The sequence below is a fragment of the Micromonospora sp. CA-269861 genome, from assembly GCF_050948505.1.
Taxonomy (GTDB): Bacteria; Actinomycetota; Actinomycetes; order Mycobacteriales; family Micromonosporaceae; genus Micromonospora.
Genome location: NZ_CP192014.1, coordinates 5,007,055 through 5,029,096, shown reverse-complemented (window position 1 = coordinate 5,029,096; position 22,042 = coordinate 5,007,055). Strand labels below are relative to the sequence as shown.

Sequence of the window (22,042 nt, the reverse complement as noted above, 5' to 3'; positions counted from 1 at the left end):
CGTCGTCACGGAACAGACAGACCAAGGAAGAAATGACTACCCAGGCTTCCGCGCCGCCCAGCACCAAGTCGCAGGCGCTGCGCTCGTACGACGTCGCCGACTTCCCGGCCCTCACCGGCCTGGAGGAGGAGTGGCGTTTCACCCCGCTCAAGCGCCTCCGCGGCCTGACCGGCGAGGCGCCGGCCGCAGGCGGCGCGGTCCGCCACGAGTACGGCGACCTGCCCGAGGGCGTCGCCATCACACGTGTCGGCCGTGACGACGATCGGGTCGGCAGTGTGCTGACCCCGGTCGACCGGGTCAGCGCGCTGGCCTACGGTGCCGCCGCCGACGCCCTGCTGCTGCGGGTTGCCCCGGACGTGGTGCTCGGCGAGGCGGTGCGTCTGCGGGTGGTCGGCGAGGGCGTCGAGCAGCCGTCGTTCGGTCACACCTTCATCGAGGTGGGCCGGTTCGCCGAGGCGACACTGGTTCTGGAGCATGTCGGGTCGGCCACCCTGGCCGACAACGTCGAGGTCGCCGTGGCCGACGGCGCGAAGCTGACGCTGGTCACTGTCGCCGACTGGGCCGACGACGCGGTCCAGGCCCAGCACCTGAAGATCAAGCTGGGCCGGGACGCCAGGGTCATCCACATCCAGGTGTCCCTGGGTGGCGACCTGGTCCGGCAGTTCACCAGCGTGGAGTACACCGGGCGCGGTGGTGAGGCCGAGCTGTACGGCGTCTACTTCGCCGACTCCGGCCAGCACCTGGAGCACCGCCAGCTGGTCGACCACAGCGTTCCGGACTGCCGCAGCTACGTCGGCTACCGCGGCGCCCTGCAGGGCGAGAGCGCGCACACCGTCTGGGTGGGCGACGTCCTCATCCGGGCCGAGGCGACAGGCACCGACACGTACGAGATCAACCGGAACCTGCTGCTCACCGACGGCGCGCGCGCGGACTCCGTACCCAATCTGGAGATCGAGACCGGCGAGATCGCCGGCGCCGGCCACGCCAGCGCAACCGGCCGCTTCGATGACGAGCAGTTGTTCTACCTGATGGCCCGGGGCATTCCGGAGAGTGAGGCCCGCCGTCTGGTGGTCCGTGGCTTCTTCGCCGAGCTGATCAACAAGATCCCGGTGGAGTCGCTGCGCGAGAGCCTCGGCGACGCGATCGAGGCCCGGCTGACCAAGGCGGGCGCTTGATGATCCGAATCTGCTCCACCGAGGACGTGCCGAAGGGCACCGCGATCAGCGCGGACGTCGACGGCACGCCGATCGCACTGGTGCACGGCGAGGACGGCGGCTTCTACGCCGCGTACGACGAGTGCTCGCACGCCTCGGTCGCCCTCTCCGAGGGTGAGGTCGACGGCTGCACGCTCGAGTGTTGGCTGCACGGCTCGCGCTTCGACCTGCGTACCGGCGAGCCGACCGGCCTGCCCGCCACCGAACCAGTCCCCGTCTACCCCGTCGAAGTCCGCGACGGCGACATCTACCTCAGCCTGACGCCGAGTAATGGAGTGACCCGATAATGAGCACCCTGGAGATCCGCGACCTGAAGGTGTCGGTCAAGCTGCCCGAGGGTGAGCTCAAGCCGATCCTGGCCGGCGTCGACCTGACCGTGAAGTCGGGGGAGACCCACGCGATCATGGGCCCGAACGGTTCCGGCAAGTCCACCCTGGCGTACTCGATCGCCGGTCACCCCAAGTACGAGATCACCGGCGGCACGGTGACCCTCGACGGCCAGGACGTGCTGGCCATGACTGTCGACGAGCGCGCCCGCGCCGGCCTCTTCCTGGCCATGCAGTACCCGGTCGAGGTGCCCGGCGTCTCGGTGGCGAACTTCCTGCGGACCGCGAAGACCGCCATCGACGGCGAGGCGCCGAAGCTCCGTACCTGGGGTGGCGAGCTGCGCGGCGCGATGGAGCGCCTCCAGATGGACCCGGCGTTCGCCCAGCGCAACGTCAACGAGGGCTTCTCCGGTGGTGAGAAGAAGCGGCACGAGATCGTCCAACTGGAGCTGCTCAAGCCGAAGATCGCGATCCTCGACGAGACCGACTCCGGTCTCGACGTGGACGCGCTGCGCGTGGTCAGCGAGGGCGTCAACCGGGTCCGCGACAACGGCGACACCGGCGTGCTGCTGATCACTCACTACACCCGGATCCTGCGCTACATCAAGCCGGACTTCGTGCACGTCTTCGTGGCCGGCCGGATCGTCGAGCAGGGCGGCCCGGAGTTGGCCGACAAGCTCGAGGCCGAGGGCTACGAGCGGTACGCCGCCGGGGCCGGCACGGCCAAGGCCTGAGTGGGAGAGGCGCTGCCGAGATGACCAGCATCGCGATCCCCTCGGGGATGCCGCAGTACGACGACGTGCCGCGTTTCGACGTGGCCCGGGTGCGCGCCGACTTCCCGATCCTCGGTCGGGAGATCAACGGGCACCCGCTGGTCTACCTCGACAGCGCCAACACCTCGCACAAACCCCGCCAGGTGCTCGACGTGCTCGACGAGCACTACGCGCGGCACAACGCCAACGTGTCGCGCTCGGTGCACACCCTGGGCACCGAGGCCACCGAGGCGTACGAGGGGGCGCGGGCGAAGCTCGCCGCGTTCATTCACGCGCCGAGCACCGACGAGGTGGTGTTCACGAAGAACTCCACCGAGGCGATCAACATCGTGGCGTACGCCTTCTCGAACGCCTCGCTGCGCCCGGACGCCGACAGCCGTTTCCGGCTTGGTCCGGGCGACGAGGTGGTGATCTCCGAGATGGAGCACCACTCGAACATCGTCCCGTGGCAGTTGCTCTGCGAGCGGACCGGCGCGACCCTGCGCTGGTTCCCGGTCACCGACCAGGGTCGGCTGGACGAGTCGGGCCTGGAGGACCTGGTCACCGAGCGGACGAAGATCGTCTCGCTGGTGCACATGTCCAACATCCTCGGCACTGTCAACGCCACCTCCCGGATCACCGCGCGGGTCCGCGAGGTGGGCGCGCTGCTGCTGCTGGACTGCTCGCAGTCGGTGCCGCACCTGCCCATCGACGTGGTCGACCTGGACGCCGACTTCATCGTCTTCACCGGGCACAAGATGTGCGGTCCGACCGGCATCGGCGTGCTCTGGGGGCGGGGTGAACTGCTGGCGGCCATGCCGCCGGTCTTCGGCGGCGGTTCGATGATCGAGACGGTCACCATGGCCCGCTCGACGTTCGCCGCGCCGCCGGCCCGCTTCGAGGCGGGCACCCCGCCGATCGCCGAGGCGGTCGCGCTCGGCGCGGCGGTCGACTACCTGACCGGTATCGGCATGCAGGCCATCCAGTGGCACGAGAAGGAGCTGACGGCGTACGCGCTGGACGCTCTCGGCTCGGTGCCGGACCTGCGGATCTTCGGCCCGACCGTGCCGGTGGGCAGGGGCGGCACCATCTCGTTCGCGCTGGGTGACGTGCACCCGCACGACGTGGGTCAGGTGCTCGACTCGCTCGGCGTGCAGGTGCGGGTGGGCCACCACTGTGCCAAGCCGGTGTGCAGCCGGTTCGGCGTCCCGGCCATGACCCGGGCCTCGTTCTACCTCTACACCACCACCGAGGAGATCGACGCTCTGGTGGCCGGTCTGGAGCAGGTGCGGAAGGTGTTCGACTGATGCAGCTTGACCAGCTCTACCAGGAGATCATCCTGGACCACTACAAGCGCCCACACGGGCGTGGCCTACGCGACGCCGACGACTCGGGTGACCGGGTCGCGGAGGCGCATCACGTCAACCCCACCTGCGGTGACGAGGTCACCGTCCGGGTGGCCACCGACGGCACGGTGCTGCACGACATCTCGTACGACGGGATGGGCTGCTCGATCAGCCAGGCCTCGGCGAGCGTGCTGCACGAGTTGCTGCGCGGTCGGGGCGCTGGGGAAGCTTTCGAGGTGCACGAGGCGTTCGTGGAGTTGATGTCCGGACGTGGCCAGGTCACGCCCGACGAGGACGTGCTCGGTGACGGGGTTGCTTTCGCGGGTGTGGCCCGTTACCCCGCCCGGGTCAAGTGCGCGCTGCTGCCGTGGATGGCGTTCAAGGACGCCGCGGCACGCGCCGGTGTGGGCGTGAGCCCGGAGGTGAAGGCATGAGCGAGCGTCAGCGAGCGAGTCAGTGGTGCCGCGCGATGGTGCCTCATGGCGTCATGGAGCGAAGCGGAGAGACGGCATGAGCAGCGAGAATACCGCTACCGAGGCGACGCCGGAGGCCGGTGACACCACTGTGGTGCCGCAGACCGACGCCGCGACGACCGATGCCACCGGTGACGCCGCCGCCCCTGCGGGCGGCGTCAGCAAGGCCATGATCGCCGATATCGAGGAGGCGATGAAGGACGTCGTCGACCCGGAGCTCGGCATCAACGTGGTCGATCTGGGCCTCGTGTACGGCGTACATGTCGACGACGAGAACGTCGCCACCCTGGACATGACGCTCACTTCGGCGGCCTGCCCGCTGACCGACGTCATCGAGGACCAGACCCGGCAGGCGCTGACCACCGGCCCCGGCGGCGGCCTGGTCAACGACATTCGGATCAACTGGGTGTGGCTCCCGCCGTGGGGCCCAGACAAGATCACTGACGAGGGTCGGGACCAGCTCCGCTCTCTCGGCTTCAACGTCTGACCCGATCCCACTTCGTCGAGCGCGGTACCCGTCCGGGTGCCGCGCTCGACGCGTTCCAGGCCGACGCGGAAAAGTAGTGGAACGGATCGTTCCGCTCTGCTAAGCTAACTTCAGTGAACGGAGCGGAATATTCCGCTCCAGCGGCGGGCGGGGTAGCTCGCTGGAAGCCGGCAGAGAGGGTAGAACGATGACCGAGATGGCAGCGGGGCAGTGGCGGATCGTGCTCGAAGACGCGCACAACGTGCTTCGAACGGTCGTCGAGGGGGTTCCGGCCGACGCCTGGGAGCGGCCCACCCCGTGCGAGCGGTGGAACGTCACCCAGGTGCTCCAGCACGCGACCGGCGACCAGCTCGGCTTCGCGGCGGCGATCGACGGTGGGCCGGGGCCGGCGGAGGACCCGTTCGCGCCATCCGGTCGGATCGACGGCGACAAGCTGGCCGGCCTGCGCACTGCCCTCGACGCGTCCGCTCGGGCCTGGAAGCGTGTCGCCGACGACGCCACGGAGGTGCCCACCCCGCTGCCCCAGGGCAAGCTGCCCGCCGAGGTCGGCGCCGTAGCGTGCGCCCTGGACGCGGCAGTGCACGCCTGGGACATCGCGGTGGCCACCGGTCAGCCGTCGCCGCTCCGTGTCGAACTGGCCCGGCCCCTGCTGGTGGTGGCACGGCAGATCGTCGAGCCGCTGCGGGCCTACGGCGCGTACGCCCCGGCGATCAACCCCACTCCGGAGGCCGACGAGGTCGCCGCCCTGCTCTCCTACCTCGGCCGCGACCCCCGGTGGTCCGGAGCCGGGCTCTGATCGGTCGACCGACGCCCGGGCCCCGCGCCAAGATCGCGCTCAATCATTGATGTAGTGGCCTCGGTGCGTCGCCGAGGCCACTACATCCTGGTTCGAGCACGATCTTGGCGCGGGGCGCGGGGCGCGGGGCGCGGGGAAAATCGGTGGCGGGGGCTCGGGTGCGGCGCGGAGGATGCGCGTGTGATTGAGGCGTACCCGATGCAGGTCCCTGTCCGTGCGGCGACTGCCGTGCGTCGACAGCGGCCGTTCCGGGGACGAGCCTCGACCCGCCACCGACGTCCGTGACCGGGGCGTTCCTCGCCGGTCTGGTGGCCGGCTACGGCGTCGCCATCCCCGTCGGCGCGATCGCGATTCTCGTTCTGGGGCTCAGTGCCCGAACCTCGTTCCGGGTTGGTGCGGCCGCGGCGCTCGCCGTGGCGACGGCGGACGGGCTCTACGCGGCGGTGGCCGTGCTCGGCGGCGCCGGCCTGGCCGGCATCATCGCACCGGTCGCCGGACCACTGCGGGTGGTTGCCGCAGTGGTCCTGTTGGGGCTCGCCGGGCACGGCCTCTGGCGGACCTGGTCCGCGCACCGTGCGCCGCGACCACCGTCGGCACCTGCTGGTCGGGGGATGAGCACTCCGGGGCGGGCCTACGCGGCGCTGCTCGGGTTGACCCTGCTGAACCCGATGACGGTGCTCTACTTCACCGCTCTGGTGCTCGGCCGCCGGGACACGGCCGAGGCGGGCATGGTCCCACTGGCGCTCTTCGTGGCCGGGGTGTTCCTGGCGTCGGCGAGCTGGCAGCTGGTCATCGCCGGCGGTGGCACTGTGGTCGGCCGGGCGCTGACCGGGCCGCGTGGCCGGCTGGTCACCGGCCTGGTGTCCAGCGCGCTCATCGCCGCGCTGGCGGTGGCCGCGCTACTGCCGGGCTAGCGGTCACCACCCGAACGCGCCGGCCACGCCCGACCGCACCAGGCCCGCCGGGCCCGCGCCGGGCGGCCGGACCGCGTCGCGCCGCCGAGCCGCCCGGGGGTCCGGTCGGGTTCGTTGTGCCGTACGGTCGGGCGATGACCAGTCGACCCGCAGCCGGCGGAGGCCGGTGGGTCGAGGTCGACCCGGCCCGCGTCGGCCGCTGGGTGGAGGGCTTCGCCGACCGGCACGGCCCGCCCACCTCCAGCACGCGGGAGTACGGCCTGCTGCTCGCCGCCCCGGACGGGGCAACCGCCGAGCTGTACGCCCCACCGGGCGCGCCGGCCGGCGTGGATGTGGCCGGGTTCGTGGCCTCCGCCGTCATGCCCCGCCGGATCGGCCTGCTGCTGGCCCGCAAGGGCGCGGTGGCGCTCGGGGTGGCCGAGGGCGCCGACCTCGTGGTCTCCAAGGTGGACACCCGGTACGTGCAGGGGCGTACCGCTGCGGGGGGTTGGTCGCAGCACCGGTTCGCCCGCCGGCGCGACAACCAGGCGAAGGCGGCGTTGGGCGACGCGGCCGACCTGGCCGTACGGCTGCTGTTGCCGGAGGCGGCGACGCTCGCCGCGCTGGTCTGTGGCGGTGACCGGCGGGCGGTGGACGGGGTGTTGGCCGACCGGCGGTTGGCCCCGCTCGTGCCGTTGCGGGCGGAGCGGTTGCTCGACGTGCCGGAGCCCCGGCACGCGGTGCTGGTCGCGGCGGTGGGCGCGGCCCGTGCGGTACGGATCCTGGTGCGCGACCCCGACTGACCTCGGGGACCCCGGTGTCAGAGGGGAGACGACCGCCACCCGAAACGGGGTTCCCGGCGTGCCGCCCGGCTGGTGGCCGGAGGATGGGCGCGTGGAGTTTCTGGTTGACATGGTGACGACGGTGCCGGGGGGAACGTCGGACGACGGGGTCGCCGACATGCGCGCGCGAGAGGCGGCGCGCTCGGCCGAGCTGACCGCCCAGGGCAGCCTCCTGCGGTTGTGGCGGCCGCCGCTGGCGCCGGGGGAGTGGCGTACCTGGGGGCTGTTCCAGGCCGACGACGCCGACGAGCTGGAAGCCGTGCTCGCGTCGATGCCGCTGCGCGCCTGGCGGCGCGAGACCGTGACGCCGTTGGCGCCGCACCCGAACGACCCGGGTCAGCCGTCCCGCTGAGCCTGGACGGGCTCGCCCTTCCGTGAGGCAGCTCGACACTGACGCAACGGGGCACGTCCGTCAGCAGGGGGGATCATCATGTCCGAGGCTCAAATTCTGCGTACCGTCCTGGACCGGTGGAAGTCGGCGGTCGACGCCCACGAGCCCGATCGGGTCGCGGCGTGCTTCACCGACGACGCCATTTTCCAGGGGTTGCACCCCTACAGCGTCGGTCGTGCCGGCATCGCTGAGTACTACGCCAGCCAGCCGCTCGGCCTGACCGCCGCGTACGACATCCGGGAGATCCGTCGTCTCGCCGACGACGTCGTGCTCGGCTACCTGGAGGTGGAGTTCGGCTTCACCGACCGGCCGGCCCTGACCGTCAACCTCGGCGTGCTCCTGCGGCGGGTCGACGAGGACTGGCTCATCGGCCACTACCAGGTTTCGCGGCTCGCCTGAGAAGGGACCGCCGGAGGCCATCCCGTTCCGCTCGCACGGCGAGAACCGCCAGAACTGCGAAAACGGCGATCGTGGCAGGCCCGCCGAGGGGGCCTGCCACGATCTCGCGACGAGGTCAGAGCTGGTCGGTGCCGAAGGTGTCGCAGGTCTTCGGGTCACCGCGGTCGTAGCCCTGGGTGAACCAGCGCTTGCGCTGCTCGGAGGTGCCGTGGGTGAACTGGTCGGGGTTGACCCGCCCGCCGGAGCGTTCCTGGATGCTGTCGTCGCCGATCGCCTCGGCGGCCTGCACTGCCTCGCTGATGTCGGCCTGGGTGATGGACGTGAACAGCGGTTCCTGGCCGGTCTTGTCCTTGCTCTCGGTGGCGTGCTTGGCCCAGGCACCGGCGTAGCAGTCGGCCTGCAACTCCAGCCGTACCGAGGCGGAGCGGGGGCCGCTCTGGTCGCCCTGGCCGGCCTTCGCGTTGGTGCCGAGCAGGTTCTGGATGTGGTGTCCGTACTCGTGCGCGAGTACGTAGGGCTGGGCGAACTCGCCCTTGGCGCCGAACCGGGAGGCCAGCTCGTCGTAGAAGCTCAGGTCGATGTACACCTGCTTGTCGGCGGGGCAGTAGAACGGGCCGACGCCCGAGTCGGCCTGGCCGCAGCCGGTGTTCACGGCGGCCTGGAAGAAGTTGGTGTCGGTCGGTTCGTACTGTCCCTTGCCCAGCTCCGGGTAGGCCTTCTGCCAGTACCCCTGGATGCTGTTGACGTAGAGCGCGTTGCGGCAGCGCTGGTCTTCGAGCCGCTGGGGGTTGTCGCGTGAGCAGAGCTGCTCCAGGTCGGTGCCGCCGGCCTGACCGCCCTCGTCGCCGTTGGTCATGGCGTTGAGGCCGAAACCGCCGCCGAGCAGCGCGATGAGCACTGCCACCACGATGCCGATGATGCCGCCGCGACCGCCGCCGCCGGGGATCGGGATGCCGAGGCCGCCGCCGCCGGATCCACCGCCACGGCCCACGTCATTGACCTGGGAGGTGTCGATTTCGGCCCGCTCGTTGAGTTCCATGGTGACCCCGATCGCCGTATGCCGGTGAGTGTCTTTTGTGTGTCGTTTCGTCCATCGAGTGCCGGACGGGGTCCGGACAGGCGTTCCCGTACCCGATGATCTTGATCGGTAATCCGGGCGGGGCGTCCGGCGACGCCCGGTACACTTGTCAGGTGCTGCGCTGCGAAGGCTGAACCGCCCCGCGCCGTCGGGCCCCTTGAGCCCGCCGGCCGTTTCGCGTGCCCCGAGTCAGCCTTCCGAACCCCGAGAGCGAGCCCGCAAACATGATCACTGCCACCGGCCTGGAACTGCGTGCCGGTTCCCGGATCCTGCTGTCCGACACCACCCTGCGCGTGCAGCCCGGTGATCGGATCGGCCTGGTCGGTCGCAACGGCGCCGGCAAGACCACCACGCTGAAGGTGCTCGCCGGCGAGGGGCAGCCGTACGGCGGCCAGATCGACCAGCGCAGCGCCATCGGTTACCTCCCGCAGGACCCGCGCACGGGTGACCTGGAGGTCACCGGTCGCGACCGGGTGCTCTCGGCCCGCGGGCTGGATGTGCTGATGTCCCAGATGCAGGAGGTCGAGGCCCGCCTCGCCGAGGACGCCAACGACAAGCTGGTCCGTCGGTACGGCGCGCTGGAGGACCAGTTCGCCGCCCTCGGCGGGTACGCGGCCGAGGCTGAGGCCGCGCGGATCTGCGCCAACCTCGGCCTACCGGACCGGGCGCTCGCGCAGACCATCGGCACCCTCTCCGGTGGTCAGCGCCGGCGCATCGAGCTGGCCCGGATCCTGTTCCGCGACGCGGGTGAGAACGGCGGCGGCATCCTGCTGCTCGACGAGCCCACCAACCACCTCGACGCCGACTCGATCACCTGGTTGCGGGGCTTCCTCGCCAACCACAAGGGCGGCCTCATCGTGATCTCCCACGATGGCGCGCTGCTGGAGTCGGTGGTCAACAAGGTCTGGTTCCTCGACGCCACCCGGTCGGTCGTCGACGTGTACAACCTGGGCTGGAAGGCGTACCTGGAGGCACGCGAGACCGACGAGCGACGCCGCCGTCGGGAGCGGGCCAACGCGGAGAAGAAGGCCGGCGCGCTGATGGCGCAGGCCGACAAGATGCGGGCCAAGGCAACCAAGACCGTGGCTGCGCAGAACATGGCCCGGCGCGCCGAGAAGCTGATCTCCGGCCTGGAGGAGGTGCGGGTCGCCGACCGGGTTGCCAAGGTGCGGTTCCCCAGCCCCGCCCCGTGCGGCAAGACCCCACTCACGGCGACCGGCCTCTCCAAGTCGTACGGCTCGCTGGAGATCTTCACCGACGTCAACGTGGCGGTGGACCGGGGCTCCCGGGTGGCCATCCTCGGGCTCAACGGCGCCGGCAAGACGACTCTGCTGCGGATGCTCGGCGGGTTGCTCAGCCCGGACACCGGCGAGGTGCACGCCGGCCACGGCCTGCGGCTGGGCTACTACGCCCAGGAGCACGAGACGCTGGACGTGGAGCGGACGGTGCTGGAGAACATGCGCGCCGCCGCCGTCGAGCAGTCCGACACCGACCTGCGCAAGATCCTTGGCGCGTTCCTCTTCTCCGGCGACGACGTGAACAAGCCGGCCGGCGTGCTCTCCGGCGGCGAGAAGACCAGGCTCGCCCTGTCCACCCTGGTCTGTTCCGGCGCCAACGTGCTGTTGCTCGACGAGCCGACGAACAACCTCGACCCGGTCAGCCGGGAGCAGGTGCTCGACGCCATCGCCAACTATCCCGGTGCGATCGTCCTGGTCACCCACGACCCGGGTGCGGTGCTGGCGCTCAAGCCGGACCGGGCCATCCTGCTGCCCGACGGCGACGAGGACGCCTGGAGCGACGACCTGCTCGAACTGGTCGAGCTGGCCTGACCGGGAACACTGTCGGCCGGCTCTCAGCCGAGCAGGTCGACAAGTCGGCCGAGCACGCCGGAGCTGACCAGGATCACCAGCCCGATGGCGATGAAGATCGTCGGCACCAGCCAGGCGCCGGCCCGCTCGACCAGCCGGACCACCCTCCGGTGCCCGCCCAGCCAGGCCCCGGCCACGCACCACAGCGCGATCAGCAGCACGAAGACCAGCAGGAACACCGCGCTGTCGGCCACACCGAAGGCCCGGAAGACGGGTACGTAGACCGCGACGTTGTCGGCGCCGTTCGCGATCGTCACCCCGGCCACGCCGAGCGCTCCGGTGACGACCGCCGGCGCCTCGTCGTCGTCCGAGCCGCGCAGCGCGCGTACGCCGAGCGCGATCGGCAGCAGGCCGAGCAGCCCGGTCCACGGGTCGGGCACCACCAGAAGTCCACCCGCGATCACCGCGCTGGCAAGCGCGAGCGCGCCGATGCCGAGGTATTGGCCGGCGACAATCTCCCACGTGCGGGGTTGGCCGGTGGTGCGGGCCGCGACGAAGAACAGCGTCAGGATGACGATGTCGTCGATGTCGGTGGCGGCGAAGACCACGGCTGCCGCGCCTGCGGTGCTCAACAGGTCGATCACGACCGAAGGCTACGGGCCGCCGCCAAGTCCCCAGCGGTGGTACGCCCGGACGCCGCGGCGGGCCTGATCGCCAGGATCACTCTATCGGGAAGCTGACATTGCATAGCGTGTCGGTTGGCGAAGAGTTGATATCTGGCGCATGATCGTTCGAGGCGGTCTAATAGGTGGGACCGTATCCGAACCGCACAGTCTGGGACGTGAGGACACAGTATGGCAGCCACTGGCACAGCCACCAGCACTGAGAAGGGTCGCCGGATCGTCGGAGCCGAGCGTCAGACGCTCGCCAAGGACCTGGTAAAGCGGTACACCTCGGGGGAGAGCATCCGCGCGTTGGCGGCCTCGACCGGCCGTTCCTACGGGTTCATCCACCGAGTGCTCACCGAGTCCGGGGTGCAGCTGCGTCAGCGCGGTGGTGCCCGGCGCCGCAAGAAGGCGTGACCCGCCCCTCAGCGTCGTTCACCAGCGCCGCGCCCCGGGACGTCCGGTGACCGCCGAGGCGACCGGGGTTCGGCTGACTTGCGACGGGCCGGTCGCCACGGTGACGTTGTGCCGGCCCGACGTGCTCAACGCCCAGACGCCCGCGATGTGGCGAGCGATGAGCGACTTCTCCCGCGACCTGCCCGGCGACGTGCGGGTGGTGGTGGTCCGTGGTGAGGGTCGCGCGTTCTCGGCCGGCCTCGACCTCGCGGTGGCGGGTGCCTCCGGGCCGGGGTCGTTCGCCGAGCTGGCCACGCTGCCCGAGCAGGAGTGCGCCGAGCGCATCGCGGAGTTCCAGGCCGGGTTCACCTGGCTGCACCGGCCGGATGTCGTCTCCGTCGCGGCCGTGCAGGGCCACGCGATCGGTGCCGGTTTCCAGCTCGCGCTCGCCTGTGACCTGCGAGTGCTGTCCGCGGACGCGAAGCTGTCGATGGCCGAGGTGACCCTCGGTCTGGTGCCTGACCTGGCCGGCACGAAACGCCTCGTCGAGTTGGTCGGCTACGCGCGGGCGTTGGAGATCTGTGCGACCGGCCGCCGGTTGGACGCCGCCGAGGCGGACCGGATCGGGCTGGCCACCCTTGTCGTTCCCCCGGCCGAACTGGACGACGCGGTGCGGGACCTGACCGCCGGCCTGCTCTCCGGTGCCCGCGACGCGGTGGTGGAGATCAAGGCGTTGCTCGCCGGTGCCGCCGGGCGTTCGCACGCCGACCAGCAGCGCGCCGAGCGGGAGGCGCAGACCCGTCGACTGCGTGACCTTGCCGGCACTGGAGAATAGGTAAGGACCGCTCGGGAAGATCCGGGTTACGACCGAGGTTGTCACACTCGTCGGGAGAATTGACCTGACGGTGCGGTCTGCCCGGCAACCCGGAGGTGAGCGATGTCCAACCCGATGTCCGGCGGTGGCATGGCCGGGTGGAGCATGCTCCGGTCGATGCGCAACCGCGACGAGGTCTCCACCCACCGGCTGAAGCGCGGGGTGGCCCGCCGCATCGTCGCCTTCGCCCACCCCTACCGGCGCGACATCGTCGTCTTCCTGGCCACCGTGGTGTTGGCCGCCATCATCGGCGTGGCGACTCCGGTGCTCGCCGGTGACGTGATCAACGCGATCAACCGGGGCGGCACCGAGGCCGGCCGGCTGGTGGTGCGGCTGGCCCTGTTCATCGCCGCGCTGGCGGTCGCCGACGCGCTGCTGTCGCTGGCCCAACGATGGTATTCCGCCCGCATCGGCGAGGGCATCATCTTCAACCTGCGCACCCGGGTCTACGACCACGTGCAGCGGATGCCGTTGCAGTTCTTCACCCGTACCCAGACCGGCGCACTGGTCAGCAGGCTCAACAACGACGTGCTCGGCGCCCAGCGGGCGTTCACCTCCACCCTGTCCGGTGTGGTCAGCAACGTCATCCAGTTGGTGCTCACCGCGGCGGTGATGTTCACCCTCTCCTGGCAGATCACCGCGCTCTCCCTGGTGCTGCTGCCGATCTTCATCATCCCGGCCCGCCGGGTCGGTCGACGGCTGGCGGACATCACCCGCGAGGCGTACAACCTCGACGCCAAGATGAACGCGACGATGACCGAGCGGTTCGGGGTGGCCGGCGCGCTGCTGGTGAAGCTCTTCGGCCAGCCCGAGATCGAGGCCCGCCGGTTCGGCGACCGGGCCGAGCGGGTCCGCGACATCGGCATCCAGTCCGCGATGTACTCCCGCACGTTCTTCGTGGCGATGCTGCTCGTCGCCTCACTGGCGCAGGCGTTGACCTACGGTCTCGGTGGCTGGCTCGCGGTCACCGGCGGCGTCAGCGCCGGCACCGTGGTGACGCTCGCGCTGCTGCTCACCCGCCTCTACGGGCCGCTCACCGCGCTCTCCAACGTCCGGGTGGACGTGATGAGCGCGCTGGTCTCCTTCGACCGGGTCTTCGAGGTGCTCGACCTCAAGCCGGGCATCGTGGAGAAGCCCGACGCGGTGCCGGTGCCCCGGGGCGCCGGCCGGGTCGACTTCCGGGACGTGCGTTTCCGCTACCCGAGCGCCGCCGAGATCTCCCTCGCCTCCCTGGAGGAGGTCGCCACGCTCGACCGGACCATCAACGAACCGGTCCTCAAGGGGGTCTCGTTCAGCGTCGAGCCGGGGCAGATGGTCGCGCTGGTGGGCCCGTCCGGGGCGGGCAAGTCGACGCTGTCGATGCTCATCTCCCGGATCTACGACGTCAGCGACGGTGAGGTGCTCGTCGGCGGGGTGGACGTGCGCGACGCGACGCTCGCCTCTCTGCGGGACGAGATCGGTGTGGTCACGCAGGATTCGCACCTGTTCCACGAGACGATCGCCGAGAATCTCCGCTACGCCAAGCCGGACGCCACCGACGACGAGATCTGGGCCGCGCTGGCCGGGGCGCAGGTGGCCGATCTGGTTCGGGCGCTGCCCGACGGTCTGGACACCACAGTGGGGGAGCGCGGCTACCGGTTCTCCGGTGGCGAGAAGCAGCGCATCGCGATCGCGCGACTGCTGCTCAAGGCCCCGTCGATCGTGATCCTCGACGAGGCGACCGCACACCTGGATTCGGAGAGCGAGGCGGCGGTGCAGCGGGCGCTGTCGGTGGCGCTGGCCGGGCGTACCGCGCTGGTGATCGCGCACCGGCTCTCCACCGTGCGCGACGCCGACCAGATCCTGGTCCTGGACGGTGGACGGATCGTCGAGCGGGGGCGGCACGACGAGCTGGTGGCGGTCGGTGGGCTCTACGCCGAGCTGTACCGCACCCAGTTCGCGGTCGCCGACTCGCCCACCCCGTTCGTCGACGCGACCGGCCCCGAGCCGGTGGTCATGCCGCTGGGCACGTACCGCGCCGACGAGGTGCTGCCGCCCGCCGCCGCCAACTGACCTCTGCGCCGAGGGTGGCGTCCGGCGCGGTCACTCCGACGAGCGCCGCGCGTTGTCAACCGGTGGCGCGGCGGTCCGGCAGATCGGTCGCCGCCCGCAGTTCGGCGAAGGCCAGGCCCAGGGTGACCGGGGTGAAGTGCGCGTTCAGGCCGCTCGGGTTGGGCAGCACCCAGAGCCGGGCGTCGGCCAGCGCCTCCGGTTGCGGCCCGAAGGTGGCCTTCGGCCGCTGAAAACCGATCCGGTACGCGGTCACCCCCACCACTGCCACCCAGCGCGGCCGGTACCGGGCCACCTTGTCGGTCAGGATCGCCGCGCCGTCGAGGAGTTCCCCGGCGCTCAGCTCGTCCGCGCGGGCGCTGGCCCGGGCGGCCATGTTGGTGATGCCGAGCCCGAGCGCGGGCAGCTCGTCCTGCTCGCCGGGGTGCAGCAGCCGGGGTGTGAACCCGCCCCGGTGCAGGGCGGGCCAGAACCGGTTGCCGGGCCGGGCGAAGTGCCATCCGGTCGCGGCCGACCACAGGCCCGGGTTGATGCCGACGAAGAGCACCGCCAGCCCCGGCGCGAGGACGTCGGGGATGGTCCGGTCCGCGGCCGCCGCCAGATCCGCGCGGGTCGGCCGGACCCGGCCCGCCGTCGCCGCGCGGGTCGTCTCGGGCGTGACCGCGCCCGCGTCCCGGGCAGCTCCGTCCGCCGTTGCCGCGCGGGTGGCTCGGGCCCGGCCGGGTGTCACAGCCCGCGCAGCGCGCCGCCGTCGACCGGCAGGGTGATCCCGGTGAGGTAGCTCGCGGCGGGGAGAGCACGAACGCGGCCACCCGGCCGAACTCGGCGGGGTCGCCGAGGCGGCGCAGCGGGATGGTGGCCTCCGCGTCGGCGCGGGCGCGCTCCGGGTCGCCGGTCGCGGCGAAGAGTTCCCGGTTGCGGTCGGTCATGATCCGGCCGGGCAGCAGCCCGACCACCCGGACGCCACGCGGGCCGTAGTCGTCGGAGATGTCCTTGGCCGCGCCGACCAGGCCGGGTCGTAGACCGTTGGAGATGCCGAGGCCGGGCACCGGGCCGCGGGCCGAGGTGGAGAGCACCAGCCCGATGGCGCCGCCCTCGGGCAGTGCGGCGGCGATCGTACGGACCGCGCGGATGGTGCCCAGGAAGACCGTTTCGAAGGAGAGTCGCCACTGCTCGTCGGTGATCGCCGCCGCGTTGCCCGCCGGTGGGCCGCCGACCGAGATCAGCGCGCCGTCGAGCCGGCCGAAGTGCTCGTGGGCGGCGGCGACGAGCTGCTCCGGGGTCTCCGGGTCGGTCAGGTCCGCGGTCAGCCCGACGGCGTGCTCCGGGCCACCCAGCTGTTGTGCGGCGGCGGCCACCGCGTCCGCGTCCCGGGCCGAGAGCACCACCCGCGCGCCGTCGGCGACCAGGCTCTGCGCGGTCGCGTAACCGAGGCCCCGGGAGGCGCCGGTGAGGACGTACACGCGGTCGGTCAGTCCGAGATCCATAACTCCGATCCTGCCGCATCCGGTACGCCGTCGCCAGCGCGGGTGGCGGCCCGTGGGGCGGGGCGCAGCAGGCGTACCCGGCCGGCGATCTGCACCGCGACGGCGCCGCCGGCGCGGCCCACCGCCGGCATTCGGCGCGGACGCGGCGCCCGGAGCCCGTCGTAGCGCAGGCGTGCCTCCCGGACGGCCAACTCCTCGGCGGCTGCCGGGGAGCGCGTGCCGGTCGTGCAGCGCCCGGGCCAGGTCCCAACCGTCGCGCAGTGATCCGGCGGTGGGTCGTCGGGCCGCCCAGTCGGCGAAGATGGTCGACCACCCGGCACCGAGGCCGGCGGCGAGCAGTGGCCAGTGCCGGGCCACCTCGCCAGCGCGCTTGCGCAGCAGGGCCGTGCGGGTGGCGGCCAGCGGGCCCGGCGCGAACCCCGCCGGTGGGGCGCCACCGGCGACCAGCGCCGCGACCAGCTCGGCCTGCCGTTCGGCGAGCCCTGCGCGGGGCGTGGGCGCGGAGTCGCCGTCGGGTGCGCCCGTCATGTCACGGCCGGGAAGCCCGCGGCGGCGGCCAGGGCGTCCAGTTCGGCGCGGAGTTCGGCGGCCGGCGGGTAGTGGCCGTCGCGCTCCAGCAGCAGCGCCGGTGGTCGCCGCCGGGCGCAGAGCGCGCTGACCAGTTCCAGCACCGCTGCCGGCACCGGGTCGGTGTGGGTGTCGTGGTAGAAACCGCCGTGCTCCGCGCCGCCGGCCACGTGGGCGTACGCGATGCGCTCCAGCGGCAGGCGGCCCAGCAACGCGAGCGGGTCGGTGCCCCGGTTGCGGGCGTTGGCGTGCACGTTGGCCACGTCCAGCAGCAGCAGGGCCCCGGTCCGGTCGAGGATCTCGGTGAGGAAGTCCGCCTCGTCCAGTTCGTCGTCGGGCCAGTCGACCAACGCGGCGATCGGTTCCAACGCGATCGGCACCGGAAGCTCGGCCTGTGCCCGCGCCACGTTGGCGCAGACCGCGTCGACGGCTTCGCGGCTGCGCGGCAGCGGCAGCAGGTGGCCGGCCTCCAGTCCGCCGGCCCTGACGAACGCGATGTGCTCGCTGACCAGTGGGGCGTCCAGGCGCTGTGCCACCGCGGCCAGGTGGGCGACCCGGGCCGGGTCGACCGGCTCGGCGCCGCCGAGGGAGAGCCGCACCCCATGGGGTACGACGGTCACCGCGCGTTCCCGTAGCTGGGTCAGCCCGGGCGGGAGCGGCCCGGTGGCGGGCACCCCCTCGGCCACCACCTCGACGAAGCGCAGGCCGGGCAGCTCGGCCACGAAGCCGGCGATCTCCGGGCGCCAGCCGATGCCGACGCCGGATGGGCCGGTCATCCGCCGCACCCCCGCCTCCGCCGCACCCGCCTCCGCCGCCGCAGGAGCTGCCGCCGTCTCCACCGGAGCTGTCGCCGCCGCCCGAGGACCCGTCGGACCCTCCGGCCCAGCCGCTGCCGGAGGCGGCCTGGCGCTGGATCTCGGCCTGCTCGGCGAAGCCCGGGTCGAGTACCCAGAGCGAGGCGGTGCCGTACAGGGCCACGCTCATCGCCGCGCCGGCCGCTCCGTAGGTGGCGTAGGCCGGCGCGGAGGCGGGGGCGAGGTGGGTGTGCTGGCGGCGGACGGAGCGGAGGGCGGCTCGTCCGGCCCGGGTGAGCGTGGGAGCCCGGCGCAGCACCAGCGTGACGATCAGGAGCGTGGCCAGCGTCAGCAGCAGGTAGCCGACCGGGCGACCGCCGAACAGGCCGGAGACCAGCCGGAGCACACCGAGACCCAGCAGGGCGATCAGGAGGGTGGTCCAGAAGCGGGCACGGGCGCGCTGCGCGTCGGTCGTCAGCAGCCCGCGCTGCTCCAGGCCGTTGCGGATCTGGTGCAGCGCGACGCGTACCCGCTCGTCCTGTGGCAGGTCCCGGACCCGCGCGTGCTGGTGGGCGGCCCAGTGGATGGCCTGGTCCAGTGGGGTGAGCCCGGTCGGGGCGGCGCCGACGGTGGTCAGTCGACGGTCCGGTCGTACGCCGACCGCGCCGCTGCCGCGCAGCCCGCCCAGCGCGGCGTGCACCGCGAGTTGGGGGCCACCGTTGAGGTAGGCGACCTGCTGTGGTCCGAGTGGGTCGGGTGTGGCGTGCGCCGGGACGGTCAGCAGGCGGATCCGGTGGTACGCCGCGACCGCCGCCACGATGATGGCCGCCGCGATGTAGTACCGGAGGAAGGTCGGGCCGGAGATGCCCCAGGTGTCGCCGGACGCGGCGTGGACGATCATCGACTGCTCCTGTCACCGGAGGGATCGGCGGCCCCATTGTGGAGCAGCCCCGCCACGGTCGACAGGCCGGTGTCCGCGTGGTCAGTGGCGGCGGACCGCCTCCTCGACGAGGTCGAGCACCGGGCCCAGGTCGCCCGCCGGTCGGCCCATGGCCAGGTGCAGCACCAGGCCGTCGTAGGCCAGCTCCAGGAACTGGGCCAGCACGTCGATCGGGACGTCCTCGCGCAGCACCCCGGCGTCGCGCTGGCGGGCCAGCCGGTCCCGGGTCGCCTCCGCGATTGCGGCGGACCGCTCGGCCCACCGCTTGGCGAACGCCGGGTCGGTGCGCAGCCGCCGGGAGACCTCCAGTTGGCTGCCCAGCCAGCCGGTGGTGTCCGGGGAGACGGCGCGGGCGAGCAGGTCGCGCATGACCTGGACCAGGCCGTTGCGGGCGACCGTCTCGACCATGGCAGCGGCGTCGTCCTCGGCGACGGCCAGGAACAGCGAGTCCTTGTCGCGGAAGTGGTGGAAGATCGCGCCACGGGACAGGCCGGTGGCCTCCTCGAGGCGGCGTACTGTCGCTCCCTCGTAGCCGAGCCGGGCGAAACACGCCCGGGCTGCGGCGAGGATCTCCTGCCGGCGCGCGTCGAGCTGGTCCTGGCTTACTCTGGGCACACGTCGATCGTTGCAGGTCACCCCGGGGCATGCAAACCGTACGTACGGCTTGGGACGTCTCCGATTACCATCGCCCGGTGACCCAGCCCCGCACGCTGCCCGCCTCCCCGCTGACGGTGGCCGCCGTCCAGGCCACCCCCACGCCCGGCGACGTCGCCGGCAACGCGGTCGTCGCCGCCGACCTGGTCCGCCAAGCCGGCGAGTGGGGCGCTCGCGTGGCGGTCCTGCCGGAGCTGTTCCTCTGCGCGTACCACCCGCCGGCCCTCGCCGCCGACCCGGCCGGCACTGACGTCGCGGCCGACCCGGCCGGGGTGGTCGCGGATCCCCGGCTCGACCCGCTGCGGGTCGCGGCGCGCGAGGCCGGTGTCACCGCGCTTGTCGGCGCGGCCGTCCGGCACCCGGACGGCCGGCGGACCATCGCGGCGCTGGTGGTCGACCGGGCCGGCCAGGTGCGGGTCGGGTACGACAAGCAGCAGTTGTGGGGCGACGAACGAGAGTTGTTCAGCCCCGGCGACCGGGGTGCCACGCTGCTCGTCGACGACTGGCGGCTCGGGCTGGGCATCTGCTACGACGGCTGTTTCCCCGAGCACGGCCGCGCCGCCGCCCTCGACGGCGCGCACGCCTACCTGTGCCCCAGCGGATACCTGGCTGGCTCCGAGCACCGCCGGGATCTCTACTACGCCGCGCGTGCCCTGGACAACACCATGTTCGTGGTCTTCGCCAACGCGGTCGGCGGCGTCGAGCCGTGGCGGTTCAACGGCGGCGCGGCCGTGTACGACCCCGAGGGGCGGGTGCTGGCGCGCGGGGCCGACGACGGCACGGCGGTGCTCGTGGCGACGCTGGATCCCGCCGTGCTCGCGGCCACCCGGGCGGCCCACTCGATGCTCGTCGATCGGCTGTCGGACCAGGGCGGCCCGCGGGTGTCGATGCCTGGCTGAGCACTTCGTCAGGCCGATACCCGCCGCATCTGTTGGCGGACACGTCGGTCCCGTAGGGTGCCCGAGTGCCACTGCTCCTGCTGGACCTGGACAACACCCTGCTGGATCGGGCCGGGCCGTTCCGCCGCTGGGGTGAGCGCTTCCTGGACAGCATCGGCGCGCCCCACACCGACATCGACTGGCTGGTCTCGATCGACGCCGACGGTCTGACCGACCGCTGGGACCTCGCCGACGCCATCCGGGACCGCTACGAGCTGCGCATTCCCTCGATCGACCTGGTCGAGGAGCTGCACGACGGGGTGGTGGCGCAGACCCGGCTCGACCCGCTGACCGCCTGCGCGCTGCGGATCGCCGACGACGCTGGCTGGGTGCCGGTGGTGGTCTGCAACGGCACCGTACGCGTCGAGGACGCCAAGATTCGCCGCACCGGGCTGGACCAGTACGTCGCGGACTGGGTGATCTCCGAGGAGGCTGGCGTCAGCAAGCCCAACCCAAGGATCTTCGCGCTCGCCGCCCAGCGGGTCCGGATGCCGCTGCGGGGGGCGTGGGTGATCGGCGACAGCCCGGAGGCGGACATCGGCGGCGCCGCCGCCGTCGGGCTGCCGAGTGTCTGGCTGCACCGGGGGCGCACCTGGTCGGATGCCCGGTTCGCGCCGAGCCGCACGGTGGACGGGTTGATCGCCGCGGTCGCCACCGTCCTCGCCCGCTGAGTGGCGCCCGCGCTGCCGGTCGCCCCGTGACACGGCGACCATCGCGCCGGCGATCGTGCGCCGGGGCCGCCGTTCGGGTGGTGGCTCGGTAATTCGGTTGACCGCCCGCCGTGGTGGTACGAGCATTGTCCGCGCATCGTGCAACCCGGGCGTGTGCCCGGTTGAGGAGAGGGGGTCGGTCATGGCCGTCTTCGCAGGTCGCTTTCAGCTGCCTATCTCAGCCTCGACCAAGGGAACCTCACCACAGTGCGCGATCATGACCTTCCGGCGCTCGAGCGCCGCAGCCGCGGCAAGAGCCGCTTCGACGACGACGAACCGCAGTTTCTGAAGCGCGGGCGGCCCACCGAGCCGCTCGCGGACCCGGACAGCGAGCCCGACCCGGACACCGGCCAGCGCTGGTCGTCCTGGGACGACGCCGTGCACGGGCCACAACCGCACCCGGTCTGGCTGGTCACCGAGTTGGCCGCCAAGGACACCGAGCTGGGTGTGTTGAAGACCGGCAAGGAGGCGGACGTCCACCTGGTCCGTCGGGCGGTGCCCGACACCGACCGGTCCTGCCTGCTCGCGGTGAAACGCTACCGGGATCCCGAGCATCGGCTGTTCCACCGCGATGCCGGCTACCTGGAGGGCCGTCGGGTGCGCCGGTCCCGGGAGAACCGGGCGATGGCCGGTCGGACGGCGTTCGGCCGGCAGATGATCGCCGGGCAGTGGGCCGCGGCCGAGTTCGCCGCGCTGAGTCGGCTCTGGGAGATCGGCGCCGGGCACGACCGGATCGCCGTGCCGTACCCGGTGCAGCTACGGGGCACCGAGCTGATGCTGGAGTTCGTCGGTGACGCCGAGTCGGGGGAGGCGGCACCCCGACTGGCTCAGCTGCGACCCGGCCCGGCCGAGCTGCGTGACCTGTGGGCCCAACTGGTGGAGGCGCTGCGGGTGCTGGCCCGGGCCGGCTACGCGCACGGCGACCTGTCGCCGTACAACCTGCTCGTGCACCAGGGTCGGCTGGTCGTGATCGACCTGCCGCAGGTGGTCGACGTGGTGGCGAACCCGCAGGGGCCGGAGTTCCTGGCCCGCGATGTGCGGGTGGTGGGCACCTGGTTCGCGGCCCGTGGTCTCCCCACCGAGCAGGTCGATCCCGGCACGTTGACAGCAGAGTTGCTGCGCGAGGCGGGCCTCCGCTGACCGGGGCGGGTCGGGCGGCCACA

The 22,042-nt window shown here is 72.2% G+C and carries 23 protein-coding genes and 3 pseudogenes; 18 read left to right on the top strand and 8 right to left on the bottom strand.

Annotated features, from left to right (window positions below):
• The first annotated feature begins 32 nt into the window (after positions 1-32).
• The 11 genes from sufD (at position 33) to ACQP0U_RS22850 (ending at position 7,919) form a co-directional block, all read left to right on the top strand.
• Positions 33-1,175 (top strand): Fe-S cluster assembly protein SufD, encoded by a 1,143-nt coding sequence (gene sufD / locus ACQP0U_RS22900; RefSeq protein ID WP_433310533.1) that lies wholly within the window; start codon positions 33-35, stop codon positions 1,173-1,175.
• Positions 1,175-1,501 (top strand): non-heme iron oxygenase ferredoxin subunit, encoded by a 327-nt coding sequence (locus ACQP0U_RS22895; RefSeq protein WP_091403693.1) that lies wholly within the window; start codon positions 1,175-1,177, stop codon positions 1,499-1,501. Before sufD ends, ACQP0U_RS22895 begins: the two co-directional genes overlap by 1 nt.
• Positions 1,501-2,274 (top strand): Fe-S cluster assembly ATPase SufC, encoded by a 774-nt coding sequence (gene sufC / locus ACQP0U_RS22890; protein ID WP_238682679.1) that lies wholly within the window; start codon positions 1,501-1,503, stop codon positions 2,272-2,274. Before ACQP0U_RS22895 ends, sufC begins: the two co-directional genes overlap by 1 nt.
• Positions 2,275-2,294: 20 nt before the next feature.
• A complete protein-coding gene (locus ACQP0U_RS22885) occupies positions 2,295-3,599 on the top strand; it encodes a cysteine desulfurase (protein WP_433310530.1) in 1,305 nt (434 codons plus the stop codon).
• Positions 3,599-4,072: a Fe-S cluster assembly sulfur transfer protein SufU gene (gene sufU / locus ACQP0U_RS22880; protein ID WP_387171343.1), complete on the top strand. Its 474-nt coding sequence runs from the start codon at positions 3,599-3,601 to the stop codon at positions 4,070-4,072. The genes ACQP0U_RS22885 and sufU overlap by 1 nt, the downstream gene beginning before the upstream one ends.
• Positions 4,073-4,148: 76 nt before the next feature.
• Complete coding sequence (locus ACQP0U_RS22875; protein WP_433310526.1) at positions 4,149-4,598, top strand: metal-sulfur cluster assembly factor; 450 nt, start codon at positions 4,149-4,151, stop codon at positions 4,596-4,598.
• Between the two features lie 187 nt (positions 4,599-4,785).
• Complete coding sequence (locus tag ACQP0U_RS22870; RefSeq protein WP_433310523.1) at positions 4,786-5,394, top strand: TIGR03086 family metal-binding protein; 609 nt, start codon at positions 4,786-4,788, stop codon at positions 5,392-5,394.
• 281 nt (positions 5,395-5,675) lie between these two features.
• Positions 5,676-6,308, top strand: a complete 633-nt coding sequence (locus ACQP0U_RS22865; RefSeq protein WP_433310520.1) for a LysE family transporter — start codon at positions 5,676-5,678, stop codon at positions 6,306-6,308.
• A 134-nt stretch (positions 6,309-6,442) separates the two neighbouring features.
• A complete protein-coding gene (locus tag ACQP0U_RS22860; protein WP_433310517.1) occupies positions 6,443-7,090 on the top strand; it encodes an acVLRF1 family peptidyl-tRNA hydrolase in 648 nt (215 codons plus the stop codon).
• 91 nt (positions 7,091-7,181) lie between these two features.
• Positions 7,182-7,481, top strand: coding sequence for a muconolactone Delta-isomerase family protein (locus ACQP0U_RS22855; protein ID WP_433310515.1), 300 nt, complete (start codon positions 7,182-7,184; stop codon positions 7,479-7,481).
• A 78-nt stretch (positions 7,482-7,559) separates the two neighbouring features.
• Entirely contained in the window at positions 7,560-7,919 is a 360-nt protein-coding gene (locus ACQP0U_RS22850) for a YybH family protein (protein ID WP_433310512.1), read from the top strand.
• Between the two features lie 115 nt (positions 7,920-8,034).
• Here ACQP0U_RS22850 and ypfJ read toward each other — a convergent pair whose 3' ends face one another.
• Entirely contained in the window at positions 8,035-8,958 is a 924-nt protein-coding gene (gene ypfJ, locus ACQP0U_RS22845; protein WP_433310509.1) for a KPN_02809 family neutral zinc metallopeptidase, read from the bottom strand.
• A 263-nt stretch (positions 8,959-9,221) separates the two neighbouring features.
• Here ypfJ and ACQP0U_RS22840 point away from each other — a divergent pair, with 263 nt between their 5' ends.
• Positions 9,222-10,826 carry an ABC-F family ATP-binding cassette domain-containing protein gene (locus ACQP0U_RS22840; RefSeq protein WP_433310507.1) on the top strand — a complete coding sequence of 535 codons (1,605 nt, stop codon included), beginning with the start codon at positions 9,222-9,224 and terminating at the stop codon, positions 10,824-10,826.
• A gap of 23 nt (positions 10,827-10,849) precedes the next feature.
• Here ACQP0U_RS22840 and ACQP0U_RS22835 read toward each other — a convergent pair whose 3' ends face one another.
• On the bottom strand, positions 10,850-11,449 hold the full coding sequence (locus tag ACQP0U_RS22835) for a cadmium resistance transporter (RefSeq protein WP_433310504.1): 600 nt from the start codon (positions 11,447-11,449) through the stop codon (positions 10,850-10,852).
• 210 nt (positions 11,450-11,659) lie between these two features.
• Here ACQP0U_RS22835 and ACQP0U_RS22830 point away from each other — a divergent pair, with 210 nt between their 5' ends.
• The 3 genes from ACQP0U_RS22830 (at position 11,660) to ACQP0U_RS22820 (ending at position 14,792) form a co-directional block, all read left to right on the top strand.
• Positions 11,660-11,887, top strand: a complete 228-nt coding sequence (locus ACQP0U_RS22830; protein ID WP_007462679.1) for a helix-turn-helix domain-containing protein — start codon at positions 11,660-11,662, stop codon at positions 11,885-11,887.
• Positions 11,888-11,933: 46 nt separating this feature from the next.
• Positions 11,934-12,701: an enoyl-CoA hydratase/isomerase family protein gene (locus ACQP0U_RS22825; protein WP_433310501.1), complete on the top strand. Its 768-nt coding sequence runs from the start codon at positions 11,934-11,936 to the stop codon at positions 12,699-12,701.
• A 114-nt stretch (positions 12,702-12,815) separates the two neighbouring features.
• Entirely contained in the window at positions 12,816-14,792 is a 1,977-nt protein-coding gene (locus tag ACQP0U_RS22820; RefSeq protein WP_433321056.1) for an ABC transporter ATP-binding protein, read from the top strand.
• Positions 14,793-14,847: 55 nt separating this feature from the next.
• Here ACQP0U_RS22820 and mug read toward each other — a convergent pair whose 3' ends face one another.
• From mug to ACQP0U_RS22790, 6 genes and pseudogenes are all read right to left on the bottom strand, one after another.
• Positions 14,848-15,390 (bottom strand): G/U mismatch-specific DNA glycosylase, encoded by a 543-nt coding sequence (gene mug, locus ACQP0U_RS22815; protein ID WP_433321053.1) that lies wholly within the window; start codon positions 15,388-15,390, stop codon positions 14,848-14,850.
• A gap of 125 nt (positions 15,391-15,515) precedes the next feature.
• Positions 15,516-16,276 (bottom strand): annotated as a pseudogene (locus ACQP0U_RS22810) (SDR family oxidoreductase).
• Positions 16,261-16,804 (bottom strand): annotated as a pseudogene (locus ACQP0U_RS22805) (hypothetical protein). Before ACQP0U_RS22805 ends, ACQP0U_RS22810 begins: the two co-directional pseudogenes overlap by 16 nt.
• Complete coding sequence (locus tag ACQP0U_RS22800; protein ID WP_433310498.1) at positions 16,801-17,619, bottom strand: DUF692 domain-containing protein; 819 nt, start codon at positions 17,617-17,619, stop codon at positions 16,801-16,803. The pseudogene ACQP0U_RS22805 and the gene ACQP0U_RS22800 overlap by 4 nt, the downstream one beginning before the upstream one ends.
• A 7-nt stretch (positions 17,620-17,626) precedes the next feature.
• Positions 17,627-18,538: pseudogene (locus ACQP0U_RS22795) on the bottom strand (TIGR04222 domain-containing membrane protein); the annotation flags it as partial.
• Positions 18,539-18,619: 81 nt separating this feature from the next.
• Entirely contained in the window at positions 18,620-19,192 is a 573-nt protein-coding gene (locus ACQP0U_RS22790) for a TetR/AcrR family transcriptional regulator (RefSeq protein WP_030337284.1), read from the bottom strand.
• A gap of 77 nt (positions 19,193-19,269) precedes the next feature.
• Between ACQP0U_RS22790 and ACQP0U_RS22785 the strand changes: the two genes are divergently transcribed.
• From ACQP0U_RS22785 to ACQP0U_RS22775, 3 genes are all read left to right on the top strand, one after another.
• On the top strand, positions 19,270-20,130 hold the full coding sequence (locus ACQP0U_RS22785; RefSeq protein ID WP_433310494.1) for a carbon-nitrogen hydrolase family protein: 861 nt from the start codon (positions 19,270-19,272) through the stop codon (positions 20,128-20,130).
• 65 nt (positions 20,131-20,195) lie between these two features.
• Positions 20,196-20,840, top strand: coding sequence for an HAD family hydrolase (locus ACQP0U_RS22780; RefSeq protein WP_433310491.1), 645 nt, complete (start codon positions 20,196-20,198; stop codon positions 20,838-20,840).
• 246 nt (positions 20,841-21,086) lie between these two features.
• Positions 21,087-22,019 carry a serine protein kinase RIO gene (locus ACQP0U_RS22775; RefSeq protein ID WP_433310488.1) on the top strand — a complete coding sequence of 311 codons (933 nt, stop codon included), beginning with the start codon at positions 21,087-21,089 and terminating at the stop codon, positions 22,017-22,019.
• Positions 22,020-22,042: the final 23 nt, after the last annotated feature.